This is a genomic window from Streptomyces sp. PR69 (genome assembly GCF_026420845.1).
Classification (GTDB): Bacteria; Actinomycetota; Actinomycetes; order Streptomycetales; family Streptomycetaceae; genus Streptomyces.
In genome coordinates, this window is sequence record NZ_JAOWCB010000004.1 from 163,494 (window position 1) to 186,063 (window position 22,570).

Annotated in this window: 23 protein-coding genes and 1 pseudogene; 17 read left to right on the plus strand and 7 right to left on the minus strand. The window is 72.3% G+C overall.

Annotation, left to right across the window (positions count from 1 at the left end; translation table 11 throughout):
- The first annotated feature begins 2 nt into the window (after nt 1-2).
- Nucleotides 3-1,001, plus strand: a complete 999-nt coding sequence (meaB, locus tag OF819_RS05460) for a methylmalonyl Co-A mutase-associated GTPase MeaB (protein ID WP_267242191.1) — start codon at nt 3-5, stop codon at nt 999-1,001.
- 312 nt (nt 1,002-1,313) lie between these two features.
- On the opposite strand, the gene OF819_RS05465 is transcribed toward meaB, so the two are convergent.
- On the minus strand, nt 1,314-2,429 hold the full coding sequence (locus OF819_RS05465; protein WP_267242192.1) for a sensor histidine kinase: 1,116 nt from the start codon (nt 2,427-2,429) through the stop codon (nt 1,314-1,316).
- A gap of 4 nt (nt 2,430-2,433) precedes the next feature.
- Nucleotides 2,434-3,216, minus strand: a complete 783-nt coding sequence (locus OF819_RS05470) for a response regulator transcription factor (protein ID WP_267242193.1) — start codon at nt 3,214-3,216, stop codon at nt 2,434-2,436.
- Nucleotides 3,217-3,357: 141 nt separating this feature from the next.
- On the opposite strand from OF819_RS05470, the gene OF819_RS05475 reads away from it, so the two are divergent.
- A complete protein-coding gene (locus OF819_RS05475) occupies nt 3,358-3,762 on the plus strand; it encodes a VOC family protein (RefSeq protein WP_267242194.1) in 405 nt (134 codons plus the stop codon).
- On the opposite strand, the gene OF819_RS05480 is transcribed toward OF819_RS05475, so the two are convergent.
- Together OF819_RS05480 and OF819_RS05485 are read right to left on the minus strand one after the other, a co-directional pair.
- Nucleotides 3,702-4,430, minus strand: coding sequence for a helix-turn-helix transcriptional regulator (locus OF819_RS05480; protein ID WP_267242195.1), 729 nt, complete (start codon nt 4,428-4,430; stop codon nt 3,702-3,704). The two genes, OF819_RS05475 and OF819_RS05480, sit on opposite strands and share 61 nt — an antisense overlap.
- Before the next feature lie 25 nt (nt 4,431-4,455).
- Entirely contained in the window at nt 4,456-5,682 is a 1,227-nt protein-coding gene (locus OF819_RS05485) for a YihY/virulence factor BrkB family protein (RefSeq protein WP_267242196.1), read from the minus strand.
- Between the two features lie 17 nt (nt 5,683-5,699).
- Here OF819_RS05485 and OF819_RS05490 point away from each other — a divergent pair, with 17 nt between their 5' ends.
- The 14 genes from OF819_RS05490 (at nt 5,700) to OF819_RS05550 (ending at nt 19,382) form a co-directional block, all read left to right on the plus strand.
- Nucleotides 5,700-7,340, plus strand: coding sequence for an acyl-CoA dehydrogenase family protein (locus tag OF819_RS05490; RefSeq protein ID WP_267242197.1), 1,641 nt, complete (start codon nt 5,700-5,702; stop codon nt 7,338-7,340).
- Between the two features lie 320 nt (nt 7,341-7,660).
- Nucleotides 7,661-8,869, plus strand: a complete 1,209-nt coding sequence (locus OF819_RS05495) for a GAF domain-containing protein (RefSeq protein ID WP_267242198.1) — start codon at nt 7,661-7,663, stop codon at nt 8,867-8,869.
- Between the two features lie 72 nt (nt 8,870-8,941).
- Nucleotides 8,942-9,502, plus strand: a complete 561-nt coding sequence (locus tag OF819_RS05500; RefSeq protein ID WP_267242199.1) for a GNAT family N-acetyltransferase — start codon at nt 8,942-8,944, stop codon at nt 9,500-9,502.
- A 153-nt stretch (nt 9,503-9,655) separates the two neighbouring features.
- Nucleotides 9,656-9,739 carry a putative leader peptide gene (locus OF819_RS29210; protein WP_398859568.1) on the plus strand — a complete coding sequence of 28 codons (84 nt, stop codon included), beginning with the start codon at nt 9,656-9,658 and terminating at the stop codon, nt 9,737-9,739.
- Nucleotides 9,740-9,865: 126 nt separating this feature from the next.
- Nucleotides 9,866-11,563 (plus strand): nitrite/sulfite reductase, encoded by a 1,698-nt coding sequence (locus OF819_RS05505; RefSeq protein ID WP_267242200.1) that lies wholly within the window; start codon nt 9,866-9,868, stop codon nt 11,561-11,563.
- Nucleotides 11,560-11,739, plus strand: coding sequence for a hypothetical protein (locus OF819_RS05510; RefSeq protein ID WP_267242201.1), 180 nt, complete (start codon nt 11,560-11,562; stop codon nt 11,737-11,739). The genes OF819_RS05505 and OF819_RS05510 overlap by 4 nt, the downstream gene beginning before the upstream one ends.
- On the plus strand, nt 11,736-12,449 hold the full coding sequence (locus OF819_RS05515) for a phosphoadenylyl-sulfate reductase (protein WP_267242202.1): 714 nt from the start codon (nt 11,736-11,738) through the stop codon (nt 12,447-12,449). Before OF819_RS05510 ends, OF819_RS05515 begins: the two co-directional genes overlap by 4 nt.
- On the plus strand, nt 12,449-13,033 hold the full coding sequence (gene cysC / locus OF819_RS05520) for an adenylyl-sulfate kinase (protein ID WP_267242203.1): 585 nt from the start codon (nt 12,449-12,451) through the stop codon (nt 13,031-13,033). Before OF819_RS05515 ends, cysC begins: the two co-directional genes overlap by 1 nt.
- Nucleotides 13,030-13,971 carry a sulfate adenylyltransferase subunit CysD gene (gene cysD, locus OF819_RS05525; protein WP_267242204.1) on the plus strand — a complete coding sequence of 314 codons (942 nt, stop codon included), beginning with the start codon at nt 13,030-13,032 and terminating at the stop codon, nt 13,969-13,971. The genes cysC and cysD overlap by 4 nt, the downstream gene beginning before the upstream one ends.
- Before the next feature lie 2 nt (nt 13,972-13,973).
- Nucleotides 13,974-15,335: a sulfate adenylyltransferase subunit 1 gene (locus OF819_RS05530; RefSeq protein WP_267242205.1), complete on the plus strand. Its 1,362-nt coding sequence runs from the start codon at nt 13,974-13,976 to the stop codon at nt 15,333-15,335.
- Between the two features lie 230 nt (nt 15,336-15,565).
- Nucleotides 15,566-16,717: an ABC transporter substrate-binding protein gene (locus OF819_RS05535; RefSeq protein WP_267242206.1), complete on the plus strand. Its 1,152-nt coding sequence runs from the start codon at nt 15,566-15,568 to the stop codon at nt 16,715-16,717.
- Nucleotides 16,718-16,819: 102 nt separating this feature from the next.
- A complete protein-coding gene (locus tag OF819_RS05540) occupies nt 16,820-17,677 on the plus strand; it encodes an ABC transporter ATP-binding protein (RefSeq protein ID WP_267242207.1) in 858 nt (285 codons plus the stop codon).
- The gene (locus OF819_RS05545) at nt 17,664-18,587 is read left to right on the plus strand and encodes an ABC transporter permease (protein WP_267242208.1); all 924 of its coding nucleotides are present in this window, start codon (nt 17,664-17,666) and stop codon (nt 18,585-18,587) included. The genes OF819_RS05540 and OF819_RS05545 overlap by 14 nt, the downstream gene beginning before the upstream one ends.
- A gap of 9 nt (nt 18,588-18,596) precedes the next feature.
- Entirely contained in the window at nt 18,597-19,382 is a 786-nt protein-coding gene (locus OF819_RS05550; protein WP_267242209.1) for a sirohydrochlorin chelatase, read from the plus strand.
- A 6-nt stretch (nt 19,383-19,388) separates the two neighbouring features.
- Here the strand turns inward: OF819_RS05550 and OF819_RS05555 are convergent, their stop codons facing one another.
- From OF819_RS05555 to mgt, 3 genes and pseudogenes are all read right to left on the minus strand, one after another.
- The gene (locus tag OF819_RS05555) at nt 19,389-19,793 is read right to left on the minus strand and encodes a nuclear transport factor 2 family protein (protein ID WP_267242210.1); all 405 of its coding nucleotides are present in this window, start codon (nt 19,791-19,793) and stop codon (nt 19,389-19,391) included.
- Nucleotides 19,783-20,334, minus strand: a complete 552-nt coding sequence (locus OF819_RS05560) for a DUF1697 domain-containing protein (protein ID WP_267242211.1) — start codon at nt 20,332-20,334, stop codon at nt 19,783-19,785. Before OF819_RS05560 ends, OF819_RS05555 begins: the two co-directional genes overlap by 11 nt.
- A gap of 117 nt (nt 20,335-20,451) precedes the next feature.
- A pseudogene (gene mgt / locus OF819_RS05565) lies at nt 20,452-21,728 on the minus strand (macrolide-inactivating glycosyltransferase).
- Here mgt and OF819_RS05570 point away from each other — a divergent pair.
- Complete coding sequence (locus OF819_RS05570; RefSeq protein WP_267242213.1) at nt 21,716-22,570, plus strand: phosphotransferase enzyme family protein; 855 nt, start codon at nt 21,716-21,718, stop codon at nt 22,568-22,570. The pseudogene mgt and the gene OF819_RS05570 sit on opposite strands and share 13 nt — an antisense overlap.

Here is a 22,570-nt window from a genome sequence, read left to right on the forward strand (position 1 = left end):
CGGTGGGCCTGCCTGTGCCGACGATCGACATCGACAGTTATGTGAAGGGCGTGCGGGAGGGCTCGCGTGCGTATGTCGCGCGGGCCGTCACGCTCGTGGAGTCCACTCGGGCCGACCACCGCGCTCTCGCACAGCAGTTGCTCACCGAACTGCTGCCGTATGCGGGGACGGCCCGCCGCGTGGGGGTCAGCGGGGTGCCCGGGGTCGGCAAGTCGACCTTCATCGACGCGCTGGGCACCATGCTGACGGGCCTGGGGCACCGGGTCGCGGTGCTGGCGGTGGACCCGTCGTCCAGCCGCACCGGCGGCTCCATCCTCGGCGACAAGACGCGGATGGAGCGGCTGTCGGCCGACCCCGCGGCGTTCGTCCGCCCCTCCCCCACGTCGGGGACGCTGGGCGGGGTGGCCAAGGCCACGCGCGAGTCCATCGTGGTGATGGAGGCGGCCGGGTACGACGTGGTGCTGGTGGAGACCGTGGGCGTCGGCCAGTCCGAGACCGCGGTCGCGGGCATGGTCGACACCTTTCTGCTGCTCACCCTGGCCCGCACCGGCGACCAGCTGCAGGGCATCAAGAAGGGTGTGCTGGAGCTCGCGGACGTCATCGCCGTCAACAAGGCGGACGGCCCGCATGAACGGGACGCCCGCGCCGCCGCCCGCGAACTGGCGGGTGCGCTGCGGCTGATGCACCCGGCCGACGCGGCGTGGACGCCGCCGGTGCTGTCGTGCAGCGCCCGGGAGTCCGCGGGCCTGGATGTGCTGTGGGAGCGGGTGGAGCAGCACCGGGCGCTGCTGGACTCCACGGGGCGGCTGGCCGCCAAGCGCCGCGAGCAGCAGGTCGAGTGGGTCTGGTCGATGGTCCACGACGAGCTGCTGGGCAGGCTGCGCGCGCATCCTGGCGTACGGGACCTGGCGCCCGCGCTGGAACAGCGGGTCCGCGCGGGCGAGCTGACGGCCACGCTGGCGGCGGAGCAGATCCTGAACGAGTTCGGCGGGCGGGGGTAGCCGCGGCCTTCCCGTGACCGGGGGCGAGCCCCCAGACCCCCGGTACGGCCTCCGGCCGCGTCCTCAAGCTCCCCCCGGCTCCTCCCCCAGCTGCCCGCTGGGGGGGGAGATCGAGGCGCGGGGGCCGGAAACCCAGCCCCGCCGGCACTTGAGGCACAGGGACCAGAACCCAGCCCAGCCGGCGATTGAGGCGCAGGGCCAGAACCCAAGCCTCGTGGGGGTACCCCCGGACGGAGTCTGGGGCAGATTGAGGCGCGGGGGTCCGGGGGCAGAGCCCCCCGTAAACGGGGTCTGGGGGCGGAGCCCCCAGATCTACGCTCCGACCGCCGCCGGCAGTCTCACCTCGAACCGGCACCCGCCGGTCACATTCCGCACATCCGCCCGGCCCTCATGCGCCTCGACGATGCCGCGCACAATCGCCAGCCCCAGCCCCGCCCCGGCCGGCGGCGTCCGCGCCTGGCTGCCGCGCCAGCCCGTGTCGAAGACCCGCGGCAGGTCCTCCTCCGGAATGCCGCCGCAGCCGTCGGTGACGGACAGCACCACCCACTCCTCGCGGCGCTCCGCGGCGACGGCGACCGTGCCGTCCGCGGGGGTCCTGCGGATGGCGTTCACCAGCAGATTGGCCAGTACCCGCGTCATCTCCTTGCCGTCCACCTCCACCGGCACCGGCTCCACCCGGTCGCCGACGAGCCGTACGCCGTGCTCGCGGGCCAGCGGGTCGGCCCCGGCCAGTGCCTCGCCAACCAGGTCGTACACGGACATCCGGGTGGGGGTGAGGGCGAGCGCGCCCGCGTGGATGCGGGAGAGCTCGAAGAGATCTCCGACCATGGCGTTGAGCCGGTCCACCTCGGTGCGCATCCGGGTGAAGTACCGCTCCGGGTCCTGCACCACGCCGTCCTCCAGCGCCTCGGACATGGCCCGCAGCCCGGCGAGCGGCGTCCGCAGATCGTGGGAGATCCAGGCGACGAGCTCCCGGCGCGAGGCCTCCAGCGCCCGCTCGCGCTCCCGTGAGGCGGCGAGCTTCTCGCTGGTGGCGGCCAGCTCACGGCTCAGCTCGGCCAGCTCGGCGGTGGGGGCCCGGTGGGGGGCGGAGAACGCGCCGCCCTCGCCGAACGACCGCGCCGCCTGCGTCAGCTCCCGGCTGCGGGCCACGACCCAGCGGCCCAGCAGCAGCGCGACGGCCAGCGAGACGACCGCGGCCATCGCCACCACCATGGTGACGACCTTGAGGTCGTGCGGGGACAGGAACATCGCCTGCGCCACGGCGAGCGTGCCCGCGAGCATCGCGATGACCGTCACCGCGGCGACGACCGTGAGCGACACGGCGACGGAGCGGTGCCTCAGCAGCCGCAGCGCGGCCGCGCCGAGCAGCCCGGCGAGACCGGCGCCCAGCAGGGCGAAGAAGGCGATCAGCAGCAGGTCGCGCACGGGCTCAGACCTCTTCCCGGGCGACGGGCCGGCCGGCGGCGGGACCGTGGGGCGCTGCGGGGCCCTGGGAGCCGGCCGAGACGTCCTGGGGGACGTCGAAGCGGTAGCCCACGCCCCACACCGTCTGGATCAGCCGCGGGCGGGCCGGATCGTCCTCGATCTTGCCGCGCAGCCTCCGCACATGGACGGTCACCGTGGACAGATCGCCGAACTCCCAGCCCCACACCTCGTGCATCAGCTGCTCCCGGCCGATCGCCTGGCCGGGGTGGAGCATCAGATGGGCGAGCAGATCGAACTCCCGGAGCGTCAGGCCCAGTTCCCGCCCGTCCTTGACCGCCCGCCGCGCCGCCGGGTCCAGCACGATGCCCGCGGCCCGCAGCTTCGGCCCTGTACGCCGCCGCCCGTCCGCACCGCCAGGCCCGCCGTGCCTGCGCAGCACGGACTCCACCCGCAGCACCAGCTCACGCGGGCTGAACGGCTTGGTCACATAGTCGTCGGCGCCGAGCTCCAGTCCGAGGATGCGGTCGTCCTCGTCACCGCGCGCGGTCAGCATGATCACCGGCACCGGGGGCGCGTCGCCCGCCCTGAGCCGCCTGCACACCTCCAGCCCGTCCATCCCGGGGAGCATCAGATCGAGCACCACCAGATCGTGCCGCCGCCCGGCGGCCAGCCGGAGCGCCTCAAGCCCGTCCGCGGCCCGGTCCACATGGAACCCGGCCCGCTCCAGATAGCCGGTGACGACCTCGGCGACGGTGGGATCGTCGTCGACGACCAGAATGCTGTGCATCTCCCCAGTGTCCCCGCCCGCATGGCGTGCCGAGGGCCCCGGGGCCTTACGAAACGGTGACGCCGGCGGACTCCCCTGCTCCCCCGGGGATGTCCGATCCGTTCAAGACCGCGGCCCGTGCCCGGGCATACGGTCGACGGCATGACCGCGCAACCGACTCCACGACTCGACGCCATCGGACTGGTCGTCTCCGACATGGCCGCCTCGCTCGCCTTCTACCGCCGTCTCGGTCTGGACGTCCCCGCAGCCGCCGACTCCGCGCCGCACGTGGAAGCCGTGCTGCCCGGCGGCCTGCGGGTGCTCTGGGACACCGAGGAGACGCTCCGCTCGTTCGACCCGCACTGGACCCGGCCGTCCGGCGGCGGCCGCCTGGGCCTCGCTTTCCTGTGCGCCTGCCCCGAGGAGGTCGACTCCGTGTACGCGGATCTCGTCGCCGCGGGCTGCCGCGGGCATCTGAAGCCGTGGGACGCCTTCTGGGGCCAGCGCTACGCGGTCGTGCTGGACCCCGACGGCTGTGAGGTCTCGCTCTTCGCCAACTCCGCATAGGCCCCGAGAGTCATCCCGGCGAGCTCCCGCATTTCGCGGGCGAGATGCGCCTGATCGGCACAGCCTAAAGCCGCTGCCACCTCCGCGAAGGGCATGCCGCGGCGTACGAGGCGCAGCGCACGCTGCAGGCGCAGCACCCGGGCCAGCGTCTTGGGTCCGTAGCCGAAGGCGTCCAGACAGCGGCGGTGCAGCTGGCGGACGCCGAGGCCGGCCGCGGCGGCCGTGCCGCCCGCCTCCAGCAGCCGGACCACGGCGGCGGTCAGCGCATCCGGCGGCCCCGCGGCGGCCGCCCGGCGCAGCGCCTCGGCTTCCAGCGCCGCCGCCGGACCCGCGGCTCGCTCGACGCGGGCGGCGAGCCGCCGGGCGTCCGCCGCGCCGCACAGGTCCGAGAGGTTCACCCTCTGGTCGCGCAGCTCATGCGCCGGCACTCCCAGGAGCGGCGGGCCGGTCCCGGGCGCGAAGCGCACCCCGGCGAAGCGCTCGCCGAGGGCGGGGTCGGGCCGGTGCGCCCGGGTGTCGGGGCCCGCGACGAGCAGCCGGCCGCCAGCCCAGATCAGGTCCACGCATCCGTCGGGCAGCACGGGCAGCGCCCGGCCGGCCGCCCCGCTGTCCCGGACGGCCGTCCAGACGACTGCTCCCGCAAGCCTCGACGGCCGCTCCGCGTACATGCTCGCGCCCCTTCCTTCGCTGCGCTCAGCTCCTGTGGTCGCCGCCGTCGCGGGTCTCATGGGCCGAGCCGCTGTCCCGGCCGCCGTCCCGGCCGCTGTCCTGGCCATTCGCCCTGCCGTTCGCGCGACCGTGCTCCCGGCTTGTGTGCAGCCGGCCCCGTACGTCGTCGGGCGGCAGGAACTTCGACCACCGTTCCGGGAACTCCGACGGCATGTCCGCGCCGCCCTCGTCGTCGTCCTCCGCCTCCGCCGCCTCCTCCGCGGCCCTCGCCCGGGCGACGATCGCCGCGGCCTCGGCGGCGCGGACGCGTACGTTCGCGGCGCGGGCCGCGGCGGTGGCGACCGAGGGCCAGACGCGGTCGATCGCCGCGTTGACGGCCGCGCCGACGAGGACCGCGAAGGCGGAGATGCCGATCCACAGCAGGACGGCGATCGGCGCGGCGAGGGAGCCGTAGATCGTCGGGCCCTCCACCGTGTTGGTGAGGTAGATGCGCAGCAGGAAGCTGCCGAGCACCCACATCCCGAGCGCCACCAGCGCTCCCGGCACATCCTCGATCCACGGGGAGCGCACCGGCACGGACACGTGGTAGAGCGTGGTGAGGAAGGCCACCGACAGCAGGATCACCACCGGCCAGTACAGGACTGCGACGACTTCCGTGCCCCACGGGATGATCTCCACGACCCGGTCGGGGCCGACCACGGCGAGCGGCAGCACCACCGCGCCGATCACCAGGGCGACGAGATAGAGCAGAAAGGCGAGCAGCCGGGTGGCGACGATGCCGCGGTGCCCGTCGAGGCCGTACATCACGGTGATGGTGTCGACGAAGACGTTCACCGCACGCGAGCCCGACCACAGGGCGATCGCGAAGCCGATGGAGATGATGTCGGGCCGCCCGCCCTTGGTGATGTCGTCGAGCAGCGGCCTGGCGATCTCGTCGACGCCGCGCTCGGACAGTACCGTGCCCACGGCGCTGAGGATGTTGGACTCGATGGAGGCGACGGTGGTGGTGTCGGTCCACTCGTCGATATAGCCCAGCAGGCCGATCATCCCGAGCAGCAGCGGCGGCAGGGACAGCAGGGTGAAGAACGCGGCCTCGGCCGCGAGACCGAGGATGCGGTACTCGATGCACGAGTTGACCGTGTCCTTCAGCAGCAGCCAGGCCATCTTCCGCTTGGAGACATTGCGGTAGAGGACCCGGGCCCGGTGGAGCCTGCCCGGGGGCCTCTGGGGTGTTTCATTTGCTGCCTGCACCTCCTTACCGTATCCGCATGGCAGCGACCACCCACACAGTGACCAACCAGGCTCCGCCCCTGGTGGGGTACGACGTCTATGCGTGCGACCGGGCTCTGACCGAGGGGGTCGAGCGGCATGTCGCGCCCGAACTCCTCGACGGCGTACGAGAGGAGCTCGGCGAGCTCGGCCGGGCGGCGGGCTCCGCGCAGGCCCAGGAATGGGGGGTGCAGGCCAATGAGTACCCGCCGAAGCTGCGCACCCACGACCGGTACGGCCATCGGATCGACGAGGTCGACTTCCACCCCGCCTGGCACCGGCTGCTGGGGCGGGCCGTCTCCGCGGGCCTGACCGCGGCCTGGACCCGGCCCGCCGGGCATGTGCGGCGGGCCGCCGGGTTCATGGTGTGGACGCAGGCGGAGGCCGGGCACGGCTGTCCCGTGTCGATGACCCATGCCGCGGTGCCCGCGCTGCGCGCCGACCCGGAGCTCGTGGCCGAGTGGGAGCCCCGGCTGACCTCCCGGGTGTACGAGGAGGGGCTGCGGCCCGCCGCCGACAAGCCCGGAGTGCTGTTCGGGATGGGCATGACGGAGAAGCAGGGCGGCAGCGACGTACGGGCGAACACGACACGGGCGACGGCGCTCACAGGAGGGGGCGCGGGCGAGTACGAGCTGACGGGGCACAAGTGGTTCTGCTCCGCGCCCATGTCGGACGGCTTCCTGGTGCTCGCCCAGGCGAGTGAGGGGCTGACCTGTTTTCTGGTGCCCCGGGTGCTTGAGGACGGCACGCGGAACGTGTTCCGCATCCAGCGGCTCAAGGACAAGCTGGGCAACCGCTCGAACGCGTCGAGCGAGGTGGAGTTCGACGGGACGTGGGCGCGCCGGGTCGGCGAGGAGGGCCGCGGGGTGCGCACCATCATCGAGATGGTGGCGGCCACCCGGCTCGACTGTGTGCTGGGGTCGGCGGCGCTGATGCGGCAGAGCGTGGCGCAGGCGGTCCACCATGCCGCGTACCGCAGGGCGTTCGGCGGACTGCTGATCGACAAGCCGCTGATGCGCAATGTGCTGGCCGATCTGGCGCTTGAGTCGGAGGCGGCGACGACGCTGGCGCTGCGGCTGGCGGCGGCGTACGACGCGGACACGGAGGAGGAGCGGGCGTTTCTGCGGCTCGCGGTGCCGACCGCCAAGTACTGGGTGACCAAGCGCTGCACCCCGGTGGCCGTCGAGGCGCTGGAGTGCCTGGGCGGCAACGGCTATGTGGAGGAGTCGGGGATGCCTCGGCTGCTGCGCGAGGCGCCGCTGAACTCGATCTGGGAGGGCTCCGGCAATGTGCAGGCCCTCGATGTGCTGCGGGCGCTCCAGAGGGAGCCGCAGGCGCTGAACGCCTTTCTGGCGGAGGTCGGCAGGGCGCGGGGCGCGGACCACCGGCTGGACGGCGCGATCAAGGATCTGCTGACGGAGCTGGCCGATCTGGACGGCATCGAGGCGCGGGCGCGCCGGCTGGTGGAGCGGATGGCGCTGGTGCTGCAGGGCTCGCTGCTGGTGCGGTGGGCGCCGCCGGAGGTCGCGGACGCGTTCTGCGCGTCGCGTCTCGGCGGGGACTGGGGGGCGGCGTTCGGCACGCTGCCGTACTCGCTGGACCTGGCGGCGGTGGTGGAGCGGGCGCGGGCCGTGGTCTGAGCGACGGCCGCGGGCCCGCGGCGCCTGCCCGGCGGCGCCGGTGATCGTGGGGCCGGCCCGTACGTCCCGTACGACGTCACGGACCGGCCCGTACGACCGGCGGGGTGGTGCTGCGCCGACACGGCGCCACCCCGCGCTCGTTGTCATGCGGGCCGCCAAGCGGGTGGTGCGGTGCATGACCGCCGGCGAGCCGGCGTGCCCTCACTTTCGTACGCGAGGAGGGAGGTTGGCGAGGGTTGCAAGGGGTTGCACCCCGTATGGGTGTGATCCAGGTCGCCGCGCGGGGACGGCACGCCGTGGACCATGGGGGCGGAGGACCCATGGGGAACACGACACTGGACCTGGCGGGGCTGGCGTCCATGGACACGGCGGACGCCGCACGGCTGCTGAAGGGCGTGCGGGACGCCACGCTCTCGGGGCGTCGCCCGCGGTGGGATCCGCGGGCCGACATCAGCGCGTCGTGGGAGCGGATGCTGCGCTGCGGCGTCGACCCCGACCGGGACCGCAGGGCGGGGCTGCTGCCCCTGGAGGAGATCGAACGGCGGCGGCTGGCCTCGCCGTTGCGCGACGTGCTGCCGGTGCTGCGCGAAGGGCTCGTCGCGACCGCCGAGGCGGCGCAGCACATCATGGTGGTCGCCGACGCGGAGGGGCGGCTGCTGTGGCGGGAGGGCAGTGCGGCCGTGCTGCGCAAGGGGGACGCGCATGGCTTCGTCCTGGGCGCGGACTGGACGGAGTCCGTGGTGGGCACGAACGGCGTGGGTACGGCGCTGGTGTCGCGGCGGCCGGTTCAGGTGCACTCCGCGGAGCACTTCGTCTCCACGCACCACACCTGGACCTGCGCCGGGGCGCCGATCACCGACCCGCGTGACGGGCGGCTGCTCGGTGTCGTCGACGTCAGCGGGCCGCTGTCCTCGATGCATCCGGGGACGCTGTCGCTGGTGACGTCGGTGGCCCGGCTCGCGGAGGCGGAGCTGCGGGTGCGCCATCTGGCCGCGCTGGACCGGCTGCGCACGGTGGCGGCCCCGCTGCTTGCGCGGCTGCCGGGGCGGGCGCTCGCCGTGGACGCGGAGGGGTGGCCCGCGGCCGTGACCGGCATGCCGCCGCCGGACGGCCGGCTGCCCCTGCCGAAGACGGTGCGGACGGGCCGGCTGTGGCTGCCCGGGCTCGGGCCGTGCGCCGCCGAGCCGCTGCCGGGCGGCTGGCTGCTGCGGGTGGCGGAGTCCCCCGGGGCGGGGCGCGTCGTGCTGGACCTGCGCCGCCCGCACGCCCCGAAGGTGACGGTGAGCGGCGGCTCCGGCGAGTGGGCCCATGAGCTGACCCCGCGCCACGCCGACATCCTGCGGGCGCTGGCGGTGCACCGGGAGGGACACAGCGCGGCGGAGCTGGCGCGGGAGGTGTTCGGGGATCCGGCGCGGACGGTGACGGTACGGGCGGAGGTCTCGCGCCTCCGCCGCCGGCTGTCCCCGATCCTGGCCCACCGCCCTTACCGCTTCGCGGACCACTTGGAGGTGGTGCTGCTCTGCCCCTGACCGGGGCGCGGGCGAGGGGGTGCGGGGTCCCTCGCTTGGGGGAGGGGCAAGGGGCGTGGTTCCCTGGAGCGCATGCGCGTCATCACCTGGTCCCTGGAGCAGACGAGCCCCGACAGCCTGCGGCCCGTCCCCGCGCCCTCGGCGCACGTCACGGTGGTCCGCGCCGAAACGCCCTCGCCTGAGTTCAGCCGGTTCCTCTACACCGCCGTCGGCGGCGACATCCTGTGGACCGACCGGCTGGCCCTGACCTACGCCGAGTGGCAGGAGACGCTCAGCCGCCCCGGCGCCGAGACCTGGGTCGCGTATGAGAAGGGGACGCCCGCCGGCTATCTGGAGCTGCAGGCACAGCCCGAGGGCGTGGTGGAGATCGTGTATTTCGGGCTCATCCCGGCCTTCCGGGGCCGCCGCATCGGCGGGCATCTGCTGTCGTACGGAACCGCCCGCGCCTGGGATCTCGCCGACCGCTGGCCGGACCTTCCGCCGACCAAGCGGGTATGGCTGCACACCTGCTCCAAGGACGGCGAGCACGCGATGGACAACTACCTCCGCCGGGGCTTCACGCTCTTCGAGACAAAGGCGGAGGAGGAGCCGGACGCCGTCGCGCCCGGCCCCTGGCCCGGCGCCCACGGCTGATACGCGGTCCGATCCGCGGCTGACCCGCGGCTGGCCCGCGACTCACCCACGCCCGGCGTGACCCACCCCACACCGTCCCATCATTCGGGACATTCTTGTCCACATTATGGATAACAGTGGACTGGCCTCCGATCCCCGTGACACGCTTCCGTCATGTCTCGAGCTGGAATTGCCTTGGTGAGTCGGCGGCACGTCGACCTCGGCCGCATGTCCAGCGCCATCTGTCGGGCCTGCTGACAGCCCAGCACCTCCCCGTACAGCACGAGCTCCCACCTTCTGCGAACCCCTCCTGCCCCACGTCGCGCATCCGCGTGAGTGTGCAGGTCAGAGCCGCCCTCCTGCAGTCTCGAAGGACGTATCGACATGGCCGCCACCCCTGAGAAGCCAGCCTCCGCCGCACCGCGCCGCAAAGCCGGACGCCACCGCGGCGAGGGCCAGTGGGCCGTGGGCCACTTCACGCCCCTCAACGGCAATGAGCAGTTCAAGAAGGACGACGACGGTCTCAATGTGCGGACACGCATTGAGACGATCTACTCCAAGGCCGGATTCGACTCCATCGACCCGAACGATCTGCGCGGCCGGATGCGCTGGTGGGGCCTCTACACCCAGCGCAAGCCCGGGATCGACGGCGGCAAGACCGCGATCCTGGAACCGGAGGAGCTGGACGACGAGTACTTCATGCTGCGGGTGCGCATCGACGGCGGCCGGCTGACCACCCAACAGCTGCGGGTCATCGGCGAGATCTCGCAGGAGTTCGCCCGCGGCACCGCCGACATCACCGACCGGCAGAACGTCCAGTACCACTGGATCCGCATCGAGGACGTCCCCGAGATCTGGAACCGGCTGGAGGCCGTCGGCCTGTCCACGACCGAGGCGTGCGGCGACACCCCGCGCGTCATCCTCGGCTCGCCGGTCGCCGGCATCGCCGAGGACGAGATCATCGACGGCACGCCCGCCATCGACGAGATCCACCGGCGGATCGTCGGCAACAAGGACTTCTCCAACCTGCCCCGCAAGTTCAAGTCGGCGATCTCCGGCTCCCCGCTGCTCGATGTGGCGCACGAGATCAACGACATCGCCTTCGTCGGGGTGAACCACCCCGAGCACGGCCCCGGCTTCGACCTGTGGGTCGGCGGCGGTCTCTCCACCAACCCCAAGATCGGTGTGCGGCTCGGCGCATGGGTCCCCCTGGACGAGGTCCCGGACGCCTACGAGGGCGTCATCTCGATCTTCCGTGACTACGGCTACCGCCGGCTGCGCACCCGTGCCCGGCTGAAGTTCCTGGTCGCCGACTGGGGCGCGGAGAAGTTCCGCCAGGTGCTGGAGGACGAGTACCTCAAGCGGAAGCTGATCGACGGGCCCGCTCCCGAGCAGCCGGTGACGCAGTGGCGCGACCACGTCGGCGTGCACCGGCAGCGGGACGGCCGTTATTACGTCGGCTTCGCCCCGCGCGTCGGCCGGGTCGACGGCGCCACCCTCACCAAGATCGCCGAGGTGGCGGAGGCCCATGGCTCCGGCCGGCTGCGCACCACCGTCGAGCAGAAGATGATCGTGCTCGATGTGGAGGAGTCGCAGGTCGAGTCGCTGACGGCGGCGCTGGAGGCGCTGGATCTGCGGGTGAAGCCCTCGCCGTTCCGGCGCGGCACCATGGCCTGCACCGGCATCGAGTTCTGCAAGCTCGCCATCGTCGAGACCAAGGGCCGCGGCGCTTCTCTGATCGATGAGCTGGAGCGCCGGCTGCCGGACTTCGACCAGCCGATCACCATCAACGTCAACGGCTGCCCCAACGCCTGCGCCCGTATCCAGGTGGCGGACATCGGTCTCAAGGGCCAGCTGGTGCTGGACCAGGACGGCAACCAGGTCGAGGGCTTCCAGGTCCATCTGGGCGGCGCGCTGGGTCTTGAGGCCGGCTTCGGCCGCAAGGTCCGCGGGCTGAAGGTCACCTCCGCCGAGCTGCCCGACTATGTCGAGCGGGTCCTCAAGCGCTTCCAGGAGGAGCGCGAGGACGGCGAGCGGTTCGCGGCATGGGCGGCGCGGGCGAGCGAGGAGGCTCTCTCATGAGTGAGCGCGCCGCACCCTTCTACTGCCCGTACTGCGGCGACGAGGACCTGCGTCCGAGCGAGCAGGGCCACGGCGCGTGGGAATGCGCGGCGTGCAATCGAGCCTTCCAGTTGAAGTTCCTCGGGCTGCTGGCCCGCGGGGTTTCACGCAACGACGGCGGAGGGGACCGGATATGACAGTGACTCGGAGCGAGGAGAGAAGCAAAGAGGAGCTGAAGGCGCTCGCCGAGCGTGCCGGGCGGGAGCTGGAGGAGGCCTCGGCGCTTGAGATCCTGCGCTGGGCCGCCGAGACCTTCGGGCCCCGGTTCTGCGTCACGTCCTCCATGGAGGACGCGGTGGTCGCCCATCTGGCCTCCCGCGCCCGCCCCGGCGTGGATGTCGTCTTCCTCGACACCGGCTACCACTTCCCGGAGACCATCGGCACGCGGGACGCGGTGGACGCCGTCATGGACGTCAATGTCATCACGCTCACGCCGCGCCAGAGCGTCGCCGAGCAGGACGCGGAGCACGGGCCGAAGCTGCATGACCGCGACCCCGACCTGTGCTGCGCGCTGCGCAAGGTCAGACCGCTTCAGGAGGGCCTGACCGGGTACGACGCCTGGGCGACGGGCCTGCGCCGCGACGAGTCCCCGACCCGGGCGAACACCCCGGTCGTCGGCTGGGACGAGAAGCGGCAGAAGGTCAAGATCTCGCCGATCGCCCGCTGGACGCAGGACGACGTCGACGCCTATGTCGCCGAGCACGGCGTGCTGACCAACCCGCTGCTGATGGACGGCTACGCCTCCGTCGGCTGCGCGCCCTGCACCCGCCGGGTCCTTCAGGGCGAGGACGCACGGGCCGGCCGCTGGGCCGGGCGTGCCAAGACCGAATGCGGGCTGCACGGCTGATGACGACCACGACGACGACCACAGAAGAGCATGACGAGCGGGAGACGCACGTGACTGGGGCCACTGTCTGGCTCACCGGACTGCCCAGCGCGGGCAAGACGACCATCGCGAACGAGCTGGCGGGCCGGCTGCGCGGCGAGGGCCGCCGGGCGGAGGTGCTGGACGGGGACGAGATCCGCGAGTTCCTCTCCGCGGGCCTCGGCTTCAGCCGCGAGGACCGGCATCTCAACGTGCAGCGGATCGGCTTCGTCGCCGAGCTGCTCGCCTCGAACGGCGTGACGGTGCTGGTCCCGGTGATCGCCCCGTACGCGGACAGCCGCGAGGCGGTCCGGGGGCGTCATCGGTCCGAGGGCACCCCGTATCTGGAGGTGCATGTCGCCACTCCGGTGGAGGTGTGCTCCGAGCGGGATGTGAAGGGCCTGTACGCCAAGCAGGCGGCGGGCGAGATCAGCGGGCTGACCGGGGTCGACGACCCGTACGAGGCGCCCGAGAGCCCGGATCTGCGGATCGAGTCCCACACCCAGACCGTGCGGGAGTCCGCCGAGGCGCTGTATGCGCTGCTGACCGAGAGAGGCCTGGCATGACGACCACCGTGGACGACACAGTGCAGGAAGACACGGACAGTCCGTTCGCGCTGTCGCATCTGGACGCCCTCGAGTCCGAGGCCGTGCATATCTTCCGTGAGGTGGCGGGCGAGTTCGAGCGGCCGGTGATCCTGTTCTCCGGCGGCAAGGACTCCATCGTCATGCTGCATCTGGCGCTGAAGGCGTTCGCCCCGGCGGCGGTCCCCTTCTCGCTGCTGCATGTGGACACCGGGCACAACTTCCCGGAGGTCATCGAGTACCGCGACCGCACCGTCGCCCGGCACGGGCTGCGGCTGCATGTGGCGTCCGTACAGGACTACATCGACCGCGGGGCCCTCAAGGAGCGTCCGGACGGGACCCGCAATCCGCTGCAGACCGTGCCGCTGACCGAGGCGATCCAGCAGCACCGCTTCGACGCCGTCTTCGGCGGCGGGCGGCGCGACGAGGAGAAGGCCCGCGCCAAGGAGCGGGTGTTCTCCCTGCGGGACGAGTTCTCGCAGTGGGACCCGCGCCGCCAGCGCCCGGAGCTGTGGCAGCTCTACAACGGCCGGCACGCGCCCGGCGAGCACGTCCGCGTGTTCCCGCTGTCCAACTGGACCGAGCTGGACGTGTGGCAGTACATCGCCCGGGAGCAGATCGAGCTGCCCGAGATCTACTTCGCCCATGAGCGCGAGGTGTTCCGGCGCAACGGCATGTGGCTGACCGCCGGCGAGTGGGGCGGCCCCAAGGAGACCGAGACGACCGAGAAGCGGATGATCCGCTACCGGACGGTCGGCGATATGTCCTGCACCGGGGCCGTCGACTCCGACGCCACCACGCTGGACGCGGTGATCGCCGAGATCGCGGCCTCCCGGCTCACCGAGCGCGGCGCCACCCGCGCCGACGACAAGCTGTCCGAGGCGGCGATGGAAGACCGCAAGCGCGAAGGGTATTTCTAGACATGAGCACGACCACCCCCTCCGCCGCCTCCGACGGGCTGCTGTCGGCCACCACCCTGCTGCGCTTCGCCACCGCCGGTTCGGTGGACGACGGCAAGTCCACCCTGGTGGGCCGGCTGCTGCATGACTCCAAGTCGGTGCTCGCCGACCAGCTGGAGGCCGTCGAGCACGCCTCCCGCTCACGCGGCCAGGAGGCCCCCGACCTGGCGCTGCTGACGGACGGTCTGCGGGCCGAGCGTGAGCAGGGCATCACCATCGATGTGGCGTACCGCTACTTCGCCACCCCGCGCCGCCGGTTCATCCTCGCCGACACCCCGGGCCATGTGCAGTACACCCGGAACATGGTGACGGGCGCGTCCACCGCCGAGCTGACCGTCATCCTGGTCGACGCCCGCAACGGCGTCGTCGAGCAGACCCGGCGCCATGCCGCGATCGCCGCGCTGCTGCGCGTCCCGCATGCGGTGCTGGCGGTCAACAAGATGGACCTCGTCGGCTACGAGGAGCGGGTCTTCGCCGCGATCGCCGAGGAGTTCACGGCGTACGCGACCGAGCTGGGCGTCCCCGAGGTCACGGCCATCCCGATCTCGGCGCTCGCCGGAGACAACGTCGTCGAGGCGTCGGCGAACATGGACTGGTACGGCGGGCCGACCGTCCTGGAGCACTTGGAGACGGTGCCGGTCAGCCATGACCTCACGGGCTGCCACGCCCGGCTGCCGGTGCAGTATGTGATCCGGCCGCAGAGCGCGGAGCACCCCGACTACCGCGGCTACGCGGGGCAGATCGCCGCCGGTACGTTCCGGGTGGGCCAGCGGGTCACCGTGCTGCCCTCGGGCCGCACGTCGAAGGTCGCCGGCATCGACCTGCTCGGCAAGCCGGTGGACATCGCCTGGACTCCGCAGTCGGTCACGCTGCTGCTGGAGGACGACATCGACATCTCCCGCGGCGATCTGATCGTGCCGAGCGACGACGCCCCGGCGACCTCCCAGGATGTTCAGGCCACCGTCTGCCATGTGGCGGACGAGCCGCTCAGGGTCGGCCACCGGGTGCTGCTCAAGCACACCACCCGTACGGTCAAGGCGATCGTGAAGGAGATCCCGTCCCGTCTGACGCTGGACGATCTGTCCCAGCATCCGGACCCGGGACAGCTGGTCGCCAATGACATCGGCCGGGTCGTGGTGCGCACCGCTGAGCCGCTGGCGATCGACGCATACGCGGACTCGCGGCGCACCGGATCGTTCCTGCTGATCGATCCGGCCGACGGCGCCACGCTGGCGGCCGGCATGGCCGGAACGTCGTTCGCCGCCGCGGCCGAAGACACCGCCGAAGACACCGCCGGGGCCGACGACGACGGCTGGGACTTCTGATGGCCGGCGACGCCGCCGACGGCTTCTACGGGACCTTCGCCAAAGAAGGCGGCCGCATCGGGAGCGGCGTTCTCGGCGCGGGCACCGGCGGAGTGGCGCGATGTGCGCGCTGACCTCCCTGCCGTGCTGCCCGCCGCGCAGACGAAGACCCGAACCCGCCGCCAACCCGGCCGCGTCACCCGGCGATCCGAGGTGATGTGAGAGCCGGGCCGACGAGAGGAACCCCTCCCGTGCCAGCCCTCCGCACTCCCCCGCGACGCCACGGCGCACGCGCCCGGCGCCGCGGTCTCGCCCTCACGGCGGCCGTGCCGCTGCTCGCCGTGGCGCTGACCGCGTGCGGCTACGGCTCCAAGGCGCAGCGCGGCGGCGAGGACGCCGTGCCGGTCGCCCGGGGGAAGAAGCTGTCGGCCGACACGGTGCGGATCGGGTACTTCCCGAATCTGACGCATGCCACAGCCCTGGTCGGGGACCAGGAGGGCTTCTTCCAGAAGGAGCTGGGCGGCACCCGGGTGTCCACGGCGAGCTTCAACGCGGGCCCCTCGGAGATCGAGGCGCTGAACGCGGGCTCTGTCGACATCGGCTTCATCGGCCCCTCCCCCGCCCTCAACGGCTATGCCAAGGCGAAGGGGCAGAATCTGCGGATCGTCGCGGGTTCGGCCTCCGGCGGGGTGAAGTTCGTGGTCGACCCGGAGAAGATCCGCACTCCGGACGACGTCAAGGGCAAGCGGATCGCCACTCCCCAGCTGGGCAACACCCAGGATGTGGCGTTCCTCAACTGGATCGCCGAGCAGGGCTGGAAGGTCGACCCGCAAAGCGGCAAGGGCGATGTCTCCGTGCTGCGCACCGACAGCAAGGTGACCCCGGACGCCTATGCGTCCGGCTCCGTCGACGGGGCGTGGGTTCCGGAGCCGACCGCGTCGCAGCTGGTGGCGAAGGGCGCGAAGGTGCTGCTCGACGAGGCCTCGCTATGGCCGGACGAGAAGTTCGTGATCACGAATGTGATCGTGTCGCAGAAGTTCCTGAGCAAGCACCCGGATGTGGTGGAGGCGGTGCTGCGGGGCGCGGTGAAGACCAATGAGTGGATCAGCGCCCATCCGGAGAAGGCGAAGCAGTCCGCCAACGCACAGCTGGCGGAGCTGACCGGGAAGCCGCTGCCCGCCGAGGTGATCGACGCGGCGTGGCCTTCACTCCGGTTCACCGACGATCCGCTGGCCGCGACCCTGCGGGTGCAGGCCCGGCACGCGGTGGAGGCGGGGCTGCTGGACGAGACCGCCCTCGCCGAGATCGCCGGGATCTACGACCTCGGGCCGCTGAACACGGTGCTCGCCGCGCAGGGCAGACCCGCCGTCGCCGACGACGGGCTCGGCGTCGGCAGCCGGTAGCCGGCGGCCGGCAGCCGCTCTGCCGTGTACGCCGCCGTAAGCCCCGTACGACCCGTACGACCCGTACGGCCCGTACGACCTGTACGCAACACGACTCACAGCATGACCCAGGAGGTGACGACCATGGCCCAGACCGCGCAGACCCTGACGAAGGACACGGTGCGCCGGGCCGGGGACCGTTCGACGACGGACTCCGTGCCCGCCCCCGCCGCCGTTCCGTACGCGGCGCGGATCGAGCATGTCTCGAAGTCCTTCGCCGGGCCCGCGGGTGCGCAGCCCGTCCTGGACGACATCTCCCTCGATGTCGCGCCCGGTGAGTTCGTCACCCTGCTGGGGGCGTCCGGCTGCGGCAAGTCGACGCTGCTGAATCTGGTGGCGGGTCTGGACCGGCCGAGCGCCGGCTCGATCACCACGGACGGCCGGCCGGCCCTGATGTTCCAGGAGCATGCGCTGTTCCCGTGGCTGACCGCGGGCAAGAACGTCGAGCTGGCGCTGAAACTGCGGGGGACGCCCCGGCGGGAGCGGCGCGGTGAGGCGGAGCGGCTGCTGGAGCTGGTCCGGCTGGGTGGCGCGTACGGCAAGCGGGTGCACGAGCTGTCGGGCGGCATGCGGCAGCGCGTGGCGATGGCGCGGGCGCTGGCGCAGGACAGCCGGCTGCTGCTGATGGACGAGCCGTTCGCGGCTCTGGACGCGATCACCCGGGATGTGCTGCACGACGAGCTGACCCGGATCTGGCGGGAGACAGATCTGTCGGTGCTGTTCGTGACGCACAACGTCCGTGAGGCGGTGCGGCTGGCGCAGCGGGTGGTGCTGCTGTCGTCGCGGCCGGGCCGGATCGCCCGTGAATGGACGGTGGACATCGACCAGCCGCGCCGTATCGAGGATGCCGCGGTGGCGGAGCTGTCCGTCGAGATCACCGAAGAGCTGCGTGGGGAGATCCGCCGTCATGGCCGGCACTGATACGAGTACGACGGACCCGGGGGCGAACGCCGCACCGGCCGCCGTCGCGAAGGGCGACGACCTGGCCGGTCTGGAGGCGGGCCTGGACGCGCTGGAGTCCGTGCAGACGCGCCGTACGCCGGTGCGCGAGGTGCTGCTGAAGAAGGTGCTGCCGCCGGTGACGGCGGTGGCGCTGGTGCTGGCGGTGTGGCAGCTGCTGGTGTGGGCCAAGGTCACCGAGGAGTACAAGCTGCCCGCTCCGTCCGCGGTGTGGGACAGCCTGTCCGAGATGTGGCTGCAGGGCACGCTCCACGAGGTCGTCTGGACCTCGGTCTCCCGCGGTCTGCTGGGCTTTCTGCTGGCGCTGGCCATCGGCACCCCGCTCGGGCTGCTGGTGGCGCGGGTGGCGTTCGTACGCGCCGCGATCCGGCCGATCCTGTCGGGGCTGCAGTCGCTGCCGTCGGTGGCCTGGGTGCCGCCCGCGGTGATCTGGCTGGGCCTCAATGACTCGATGATGTTCGCAGTGATCCTGCTGGGCGCGGTGCCGTCGATCGCCAACGGCCTGGTGTCGGGCGTGGACCAGGTGCCGCCGCTGTATCTGCGGGCCGGGCGCACACTCGGCGCGACGGGGCTGCGCGGCACCCTGCACATCGTGATGCCGGCGGCGCTGCCCGGCTATCTGGCGGGGCTGAAGCAGGGCTGGGCGTTCTCCTGGCGGTCGCTGATGGCCGCGGAGATCATCGCTTCCTCGCCGGAACTGGGCCTGGGGCTCGGCCAGCTGCTGGAGAACGGCCGGAACAACTTCGACATGCCCGGCGTCTTCCTCGCCATCCTGCTGATCCTGATCGTCGGCATCGCCATCGACCTGCTGATCTTTTCTCCGCTGGAGCGGTGGGTGCTGCGCAGCCGCGGTCTGCTGGCCAGGAGCTGAGGCACTGTCATGCGCCATCACCCCCACGCTCTTGCCGACCGGCGTCCTGTGCTGCTGGTCGTCGCCCACGGCAGCCGCGACCCGCGGCATGCGGCGACCGTGCACGCCCTGGTGCGCCGGGCCGCCGCGCTGCGCCCCGGACTGCGGGCGGAGACCGCGTTCCTGGACTTCAACGCCCCGTCCGTGCCGCGGGTGCTGGACCGGCTGGCGGCCGAGGGGGCGCGCGATGTGGTCGCCCTGCCGCTGCTGCTGACCCGTGCCTTCCATGCGAAGGCGGACATCCCCTCGGTGCTGCGGGCCGCCCCGGCGGCGCTGCGCATCCGCCAGGCGGAGGTGCTCGGCCCTTCGCCGCTGCTGCTCGGCGCGCTGGAGCGCCGGCTGTACGAAGCCGGCCTCGGCCCCGGCGACCGGTCCGCCACCGGACTGGTCCTGGCCTCGGCCGGCTCCACCGACCCGGAGGCGATCGCAGTGATCGCTGAAATGGCGCGGGAGCTGAGGCGCACCGGTTGGTGCTCCGTGCGGCCTGCGTTCGCCTCCGCTGTCTCTTCCGCGGGCCCCCCGCACACCGGCGCGGCGGTACGGGCACTGCGCGCCGAAGGCGTCCGGCGCGTCGCCGTGGCCCCGTATGTGATCGCGCCGGGCAGGCTGCCGGACCGTATCGCCGCCGGGGCGCGTGAGGCCGGGGCGGATGTGCTGGCCGACGTCCTGGGCCCGGCCCCCGAACTGGCCCGGCTGCTGCTCCGGCGCTATGACGCGTGCGCCCGGCGGGAGGATCTGCTGGCGGCGGTCGGCTGAGACGCTTCATACAACGGGTTCAGCCGTGTCGGCGGCCGGGTCGCCGAAGTGCGTGGCCTGGTGGAAGTAGAGCAGCCAGCGGCCGTCCACCAGCCGCCACAGCGAACTGCGGTGGGTGCGCTGCGCGCCGGACTCGGTGTCGAAGGTCAGATGCACCACGTCGGGAGCGAGCCGGACGCCTTTCATATGCGAGGCGGTGACGGGGCGTTGTGCCGGTTCCGCGCGTGCGGTGAGGGCGGCGGTGACCGTGTCGCGGTTCCAGGTCCGGCCGGAGGCGCCGATCGCGCAGAAGTCGGGGTGCAGCAGTTCGGCGAGCCGCTGGGGAGAGGCGCGCACGGCCGGGTCCAGCAGCCGGAACTCCGCCTCCATGGCGGCGCCGACCGGGTCCGCGGGCGCGGGCTCAGCCGGCATCGGTCAGCTCCGCCAGTCTGACTACGGTGTTCCAGTTGCGGCTGGTGGCGGTGACCCCCTTGAACAGGGATGGCTTCGCAAGAGCTTCGGCGAGCTTGGAACGGCCCATGCCCTCGGGGAGATAGAGGTAGAGCACCCTGTCGCCGAGGCGGAACTCCTCGGGCAGAAAGGCCTGTGGGTCGACGGGGGCGAGGCGGGCGGGGGCGACGGACTCAGAGAGAAAGGTGACATGGAGCTGCTTCCCCTCCAGCGAGCCGGCGGGGAACGGGCAGGAGTCGATGACCGCGCGCAGATAGTCGCCGCTGCGCACCAGGCAGCCGACGTCGAACCCGAAGCGGTCCTCGATGGCCTTCTCCAGGTCTGCCGCGATCGCCCGTTCATCCGTGGACGCGCTGGAGAAGACGGCGTTTCCGCTCTGCAGGTAGGTGCCGACGCCGGTGTGGCCGAGTGCGGCGAGGACCTCACGCAGAGCCGCCATCGGGACCTTTCTGCGGCCCCCGACGTTGATCCCGCGCAGCAGCGCCGCATACCTCGTCGTCATCGTCACACCATATGACGGCCGGCGTGCCCCGTGGGGGAGGGCACGGCGGCCGCGCGCGGCGGGATGCGGTGGGCCTGAAGGCCCGCACCGCTTCAGGATGTGCCGGCGCTCGCCCGCTCAGCGCAGCTCGGCTTCGATCAGGTCCGCCGCCTGGACCGTCCCCCCTTCCCGGTCCATCTGGCGTCCGATCTCGGCGAGCCGTGCCGCGACCTCCGGGTCGGACGCCAGCGCGAGGACAGCCTCGCGCAGTTCCCCGGCGGTGGCGGTCTGCGCGTCGAGACGGCGCGCCACACCGAGCGAGACCAACATGTCCGCGTTGCCGAACTGGTCGACGGCCTGCGGGACCGCCACCATCGGCGTACGCGTCGCCAGGCCCTCCTGGCTGCCGCCCGCGCCCGCGTGGGTGATGAAGGCATCGGCCTGGCGCAGCACGGACAGCTGCGGAACCCAGTGGTGCACCTCGACATTGCCCGGGATCTCGCCGAGCTCCGAGACGTCGACATGCTTGCCGATCTGGAGCACCACATGCCAGCCGGGCAGATCGCCGAAGGCCTGTACGCACCGGCGGTAGAAGGCGGGCTGCTTGGTGAACGCCGAACCGAGCGAGACCAGCAGCACCCTCTCGGCGTCCGCGGGCGGCGCCCACCGGCCCTGCTCGGCCCGGTCGCCCTGGCAGGCGCCGACGAAGGTGTAAACCGACTCGTCGACACGGTCCGCGTGAGGCTGGAGCGCTCTGGGGATCAGCACTGCGGCGCGCCGCGGACGGGCGACGAAGTCGTCCGGGTCGACTGAGCCGAGGCCGTGCTCCGCCAGCCAGCCACGGAACCGGGCGTAGTACGCCTGCCCCCGCTCCGACGCCTTCATCTCGGCATACGCCGGTCCGGCGACCTCTTCCTCGTATCCCTCCCACGGAACGAGGTTGGGCCACAGCGAGACGGCGGGCACGCCCCACCGATGGGCGAGGACGCGCGCCGGATAGGAGGTGATGTCATGGATCACCAGGTCCGGCTCGTCCCCCTCGAAGGCGGCCGACAGCTGCGGCAGCACGGAGATGGCGTCGTCGAGGAACGGCTCGATGTTGTCGATCAGTTCGACGCCCCAGGCGTCCGGGTCCTCGTCGGTGGGGAGCGTGGAGGTGTAGGCGACCGGCTCCGCTCCGGTCTGCGCCACCTTGTCGGCGAAGGAGGCGGGGATGGCGTAGCTGACACGGTGCCCGCGGGCGACGAGTTCCCGGATGACGTCCAGGCTCGGGTTCACGTGCCCGTGGGCGGCGATGGAGAACATGGCGATATGGGCACGCTTCGAAGAAGTCATGCCGCAAGAATAACGAGACGATACGTCTCGTGCCATTTCTTTTCCGGATGCGAGACTGTGCCGCGTGATGGACGAGACACAGGCCCGACGGCTGCTGACAGCGGCCGGACTGCCCGCCGAGGACGCCAAGCTGCTGGCCCTCGGCGAGAACGCCGTATTCGAGACCGGTGAGCTGGTCGTCAAGGTGGGCCGGGGCGCCGAGTTGACGCCCCGCGCCGAGCGGGAGCTCGCTGTCGCCGCCTGGCTCGCGGAGTCGGGCGTCCCCGCGGTACGGGCGGCGGAGCCGAAACCGCGGCTGGCCGCAGGCCGCCCGGTGACGGTGTGGCATCGGCTGCCCGACGCCGTACGCCCCGCCGCGCCGGAGGATCTGGCGCTGCTGCTGCGCCGGGTGCACGCGCTCCCCGCCGCGCCCTTCGCCCTGCCGCGGCGGGAGCTGCTGGGCGGGGTGGCGCGGTGGCTGCGGCTCGCGGGGGATGCGATCGACCCGGCCGACGCCGCGTATCTGCGTGAGCGGGCCGACTGCCTCCGTGCGGCGACGGCCGCGCTCACACCACGGCTGACGCCCGGCCCGGTGCACGGCGACGCGCTCCCCCGCAATGTCCATGTCGGCCCGGACGGCCCCGTGCTGATGGACCTGGAGACCTTCTCCTCGGACGCCCGCGAGCACGACCTGGTGGTCATGGCCCTCGCCCGCGACCGCTACGGGCTGCCGCCCGAGGCCTATACGGCGTTCGTCTCGGCCTACGGATGGGACGTCCGCGACTGGGCCGGCTGCGAACTCCTCCGCGGCGCCCGCGAGACGGCGAGCTGCGCCTGGGTGGCCCAGCACGCCCCCGCGAACCCGCGCGCCCTGGCGGAGTTCCGCCGCCGGGTGGCGTCCCTCCGCGAGGGGGACGCGGGGGTCAGGTGGCGTCCGTTCTGA

Excerpts from the sequence above, each read along its gene's own strand:
- OF819_RS05470 (WP_267242193.1), bottom strand. The coding sequence starts at position 3,216 with ATGCACAGCATTCTGGTCGTCGACGACGATCCCACCGTCGCCGAGGTC.
- OF819_RS05475 (WP_267242194.1), top strand. The coding sequence starts at position 3,358 with ATGACCGCGCAACCGACTCCACGACTCGACGCCATCGGACTGGTCGTC.
- OF819_RS05480 (WP_267242195.1), bottom strand. The coding sequence starts at position 4,430 with ATGTACGCGGAGCGGCCGTCGAGGCTTGCGGGAGCAGTCGTCTGGACG.
- OF819_RS05490 (WP_267242197.1), top strand. The coding sequence starts at position 5,700 with ATGGCAGCGACCACCCACACAGTGACCAACCAGGCTCCGCCCCTGGTG.
- OF819_RS05495 (WP_267242198.1), top strand. The coding sequence starts at position 7,661 with ATGGGGAACACGACACTGGACCTGGCGGGGCTGGCGTCCATGGACACG.
- OF819_RS05500 (WP_267242199.1), top strand. The coding sequence starts at position 8,942 with ATGCGCGTCATCACCTGGTCCCTGGAGCAGACGAGCCCCGACAGCCTG.
- OF819_RS29210 (WP_398859568.1), top strand. The coding sequence starts at position 9,656 with ATGTCTCGAGCTGGAATTGCCTTGGTGAGTCGGCGGCACGTCGACCTC.
- OF819_RS05505 (WP_267242200.1), top strand. The coding sequence starts at position 9,866 with ATGGCCGCCACCCCTGAGAAGCCAGCCTCCGCCGCACCGCGCCGCAAA.
- OF819_RS05510 (WP_267242201.1), top strand. The coding sequence starts at position 11,560 with ATGAGTGAGCGCGCCGCACCCTTCTACTGCCCGTACTGCGGCGACGAG.
- OF819_RS05515 (WP_267242202.1), top strand. The coding sequence starts at position 11,736 with ATGACAGTGACTCGGAGCGAGGAGAGAAGCAAAGAGGAGCTGAAGGCG.
- cysC (WP_267242203.1), top strand. The coding sequence starts at position 12,449 with ATGACGACCACGACGACGACCACAGAAGAGCATGACGAGCGGGAGACG.
- cysD (WP_267242204.1), top strand. The coding sequence starts at position 13,030 with ATGACGACCACCGTGGACGACACAGTGCAGGAAGACACGGACAGTCCG.
- OF819_RS05530 (WP_267242205.1), top strand. The coding sequence starts at position 13,974 with ATGAGCACGACCACCCCCTCCGCCGCCTCCGACGGGCTGCTGTCGGCC.
- OF819_RS05540 (WP_267242207.1), top strand. The coding sequence starts at position 16,820 with ATGACCCAGGAGGTGACGACCATGGCCCAGACCGCGCAGACCCTGACG.
- OF819_RS05545 (WP_267242208.1), top strand. The coding sequence starts at position 17,664 with ATGGCCGGCACTGATACGAGTACGACGGACCCGGGGGCGAACGCCGCA.
- OF819_RS05550 (WP_267242209.1), top strand. The coding sequence starts at position 18,597 with ATGCGCCATCACCCCCACGCTCTTGCCGACCGGCGTCCTGTGCTGCTG.
- OF819_RS05555 (WP_267242210.1), bottom strand. The coding sequence starts at position 19,793 with ATGCCGGCTGAGCCCGCGCCCGCGGACCCGGTCGGCGCCGCCATGGAG.
- OF819_RS05560 (WP_267242211.1), bottom strand. The coding sequence starts at position 20,334 with ATGACGACGAGGTATGCGGCGCTGCTGCGCGGGATCAACGTCGGGGGC.
- OF819_RS05570 (WP_267242213.1), top strand. The coding sequence starts at position 21,716 with ATGGACGAGACACAGGCCCGACGGCTGCTGACAGCGGCCGGACTGCCC.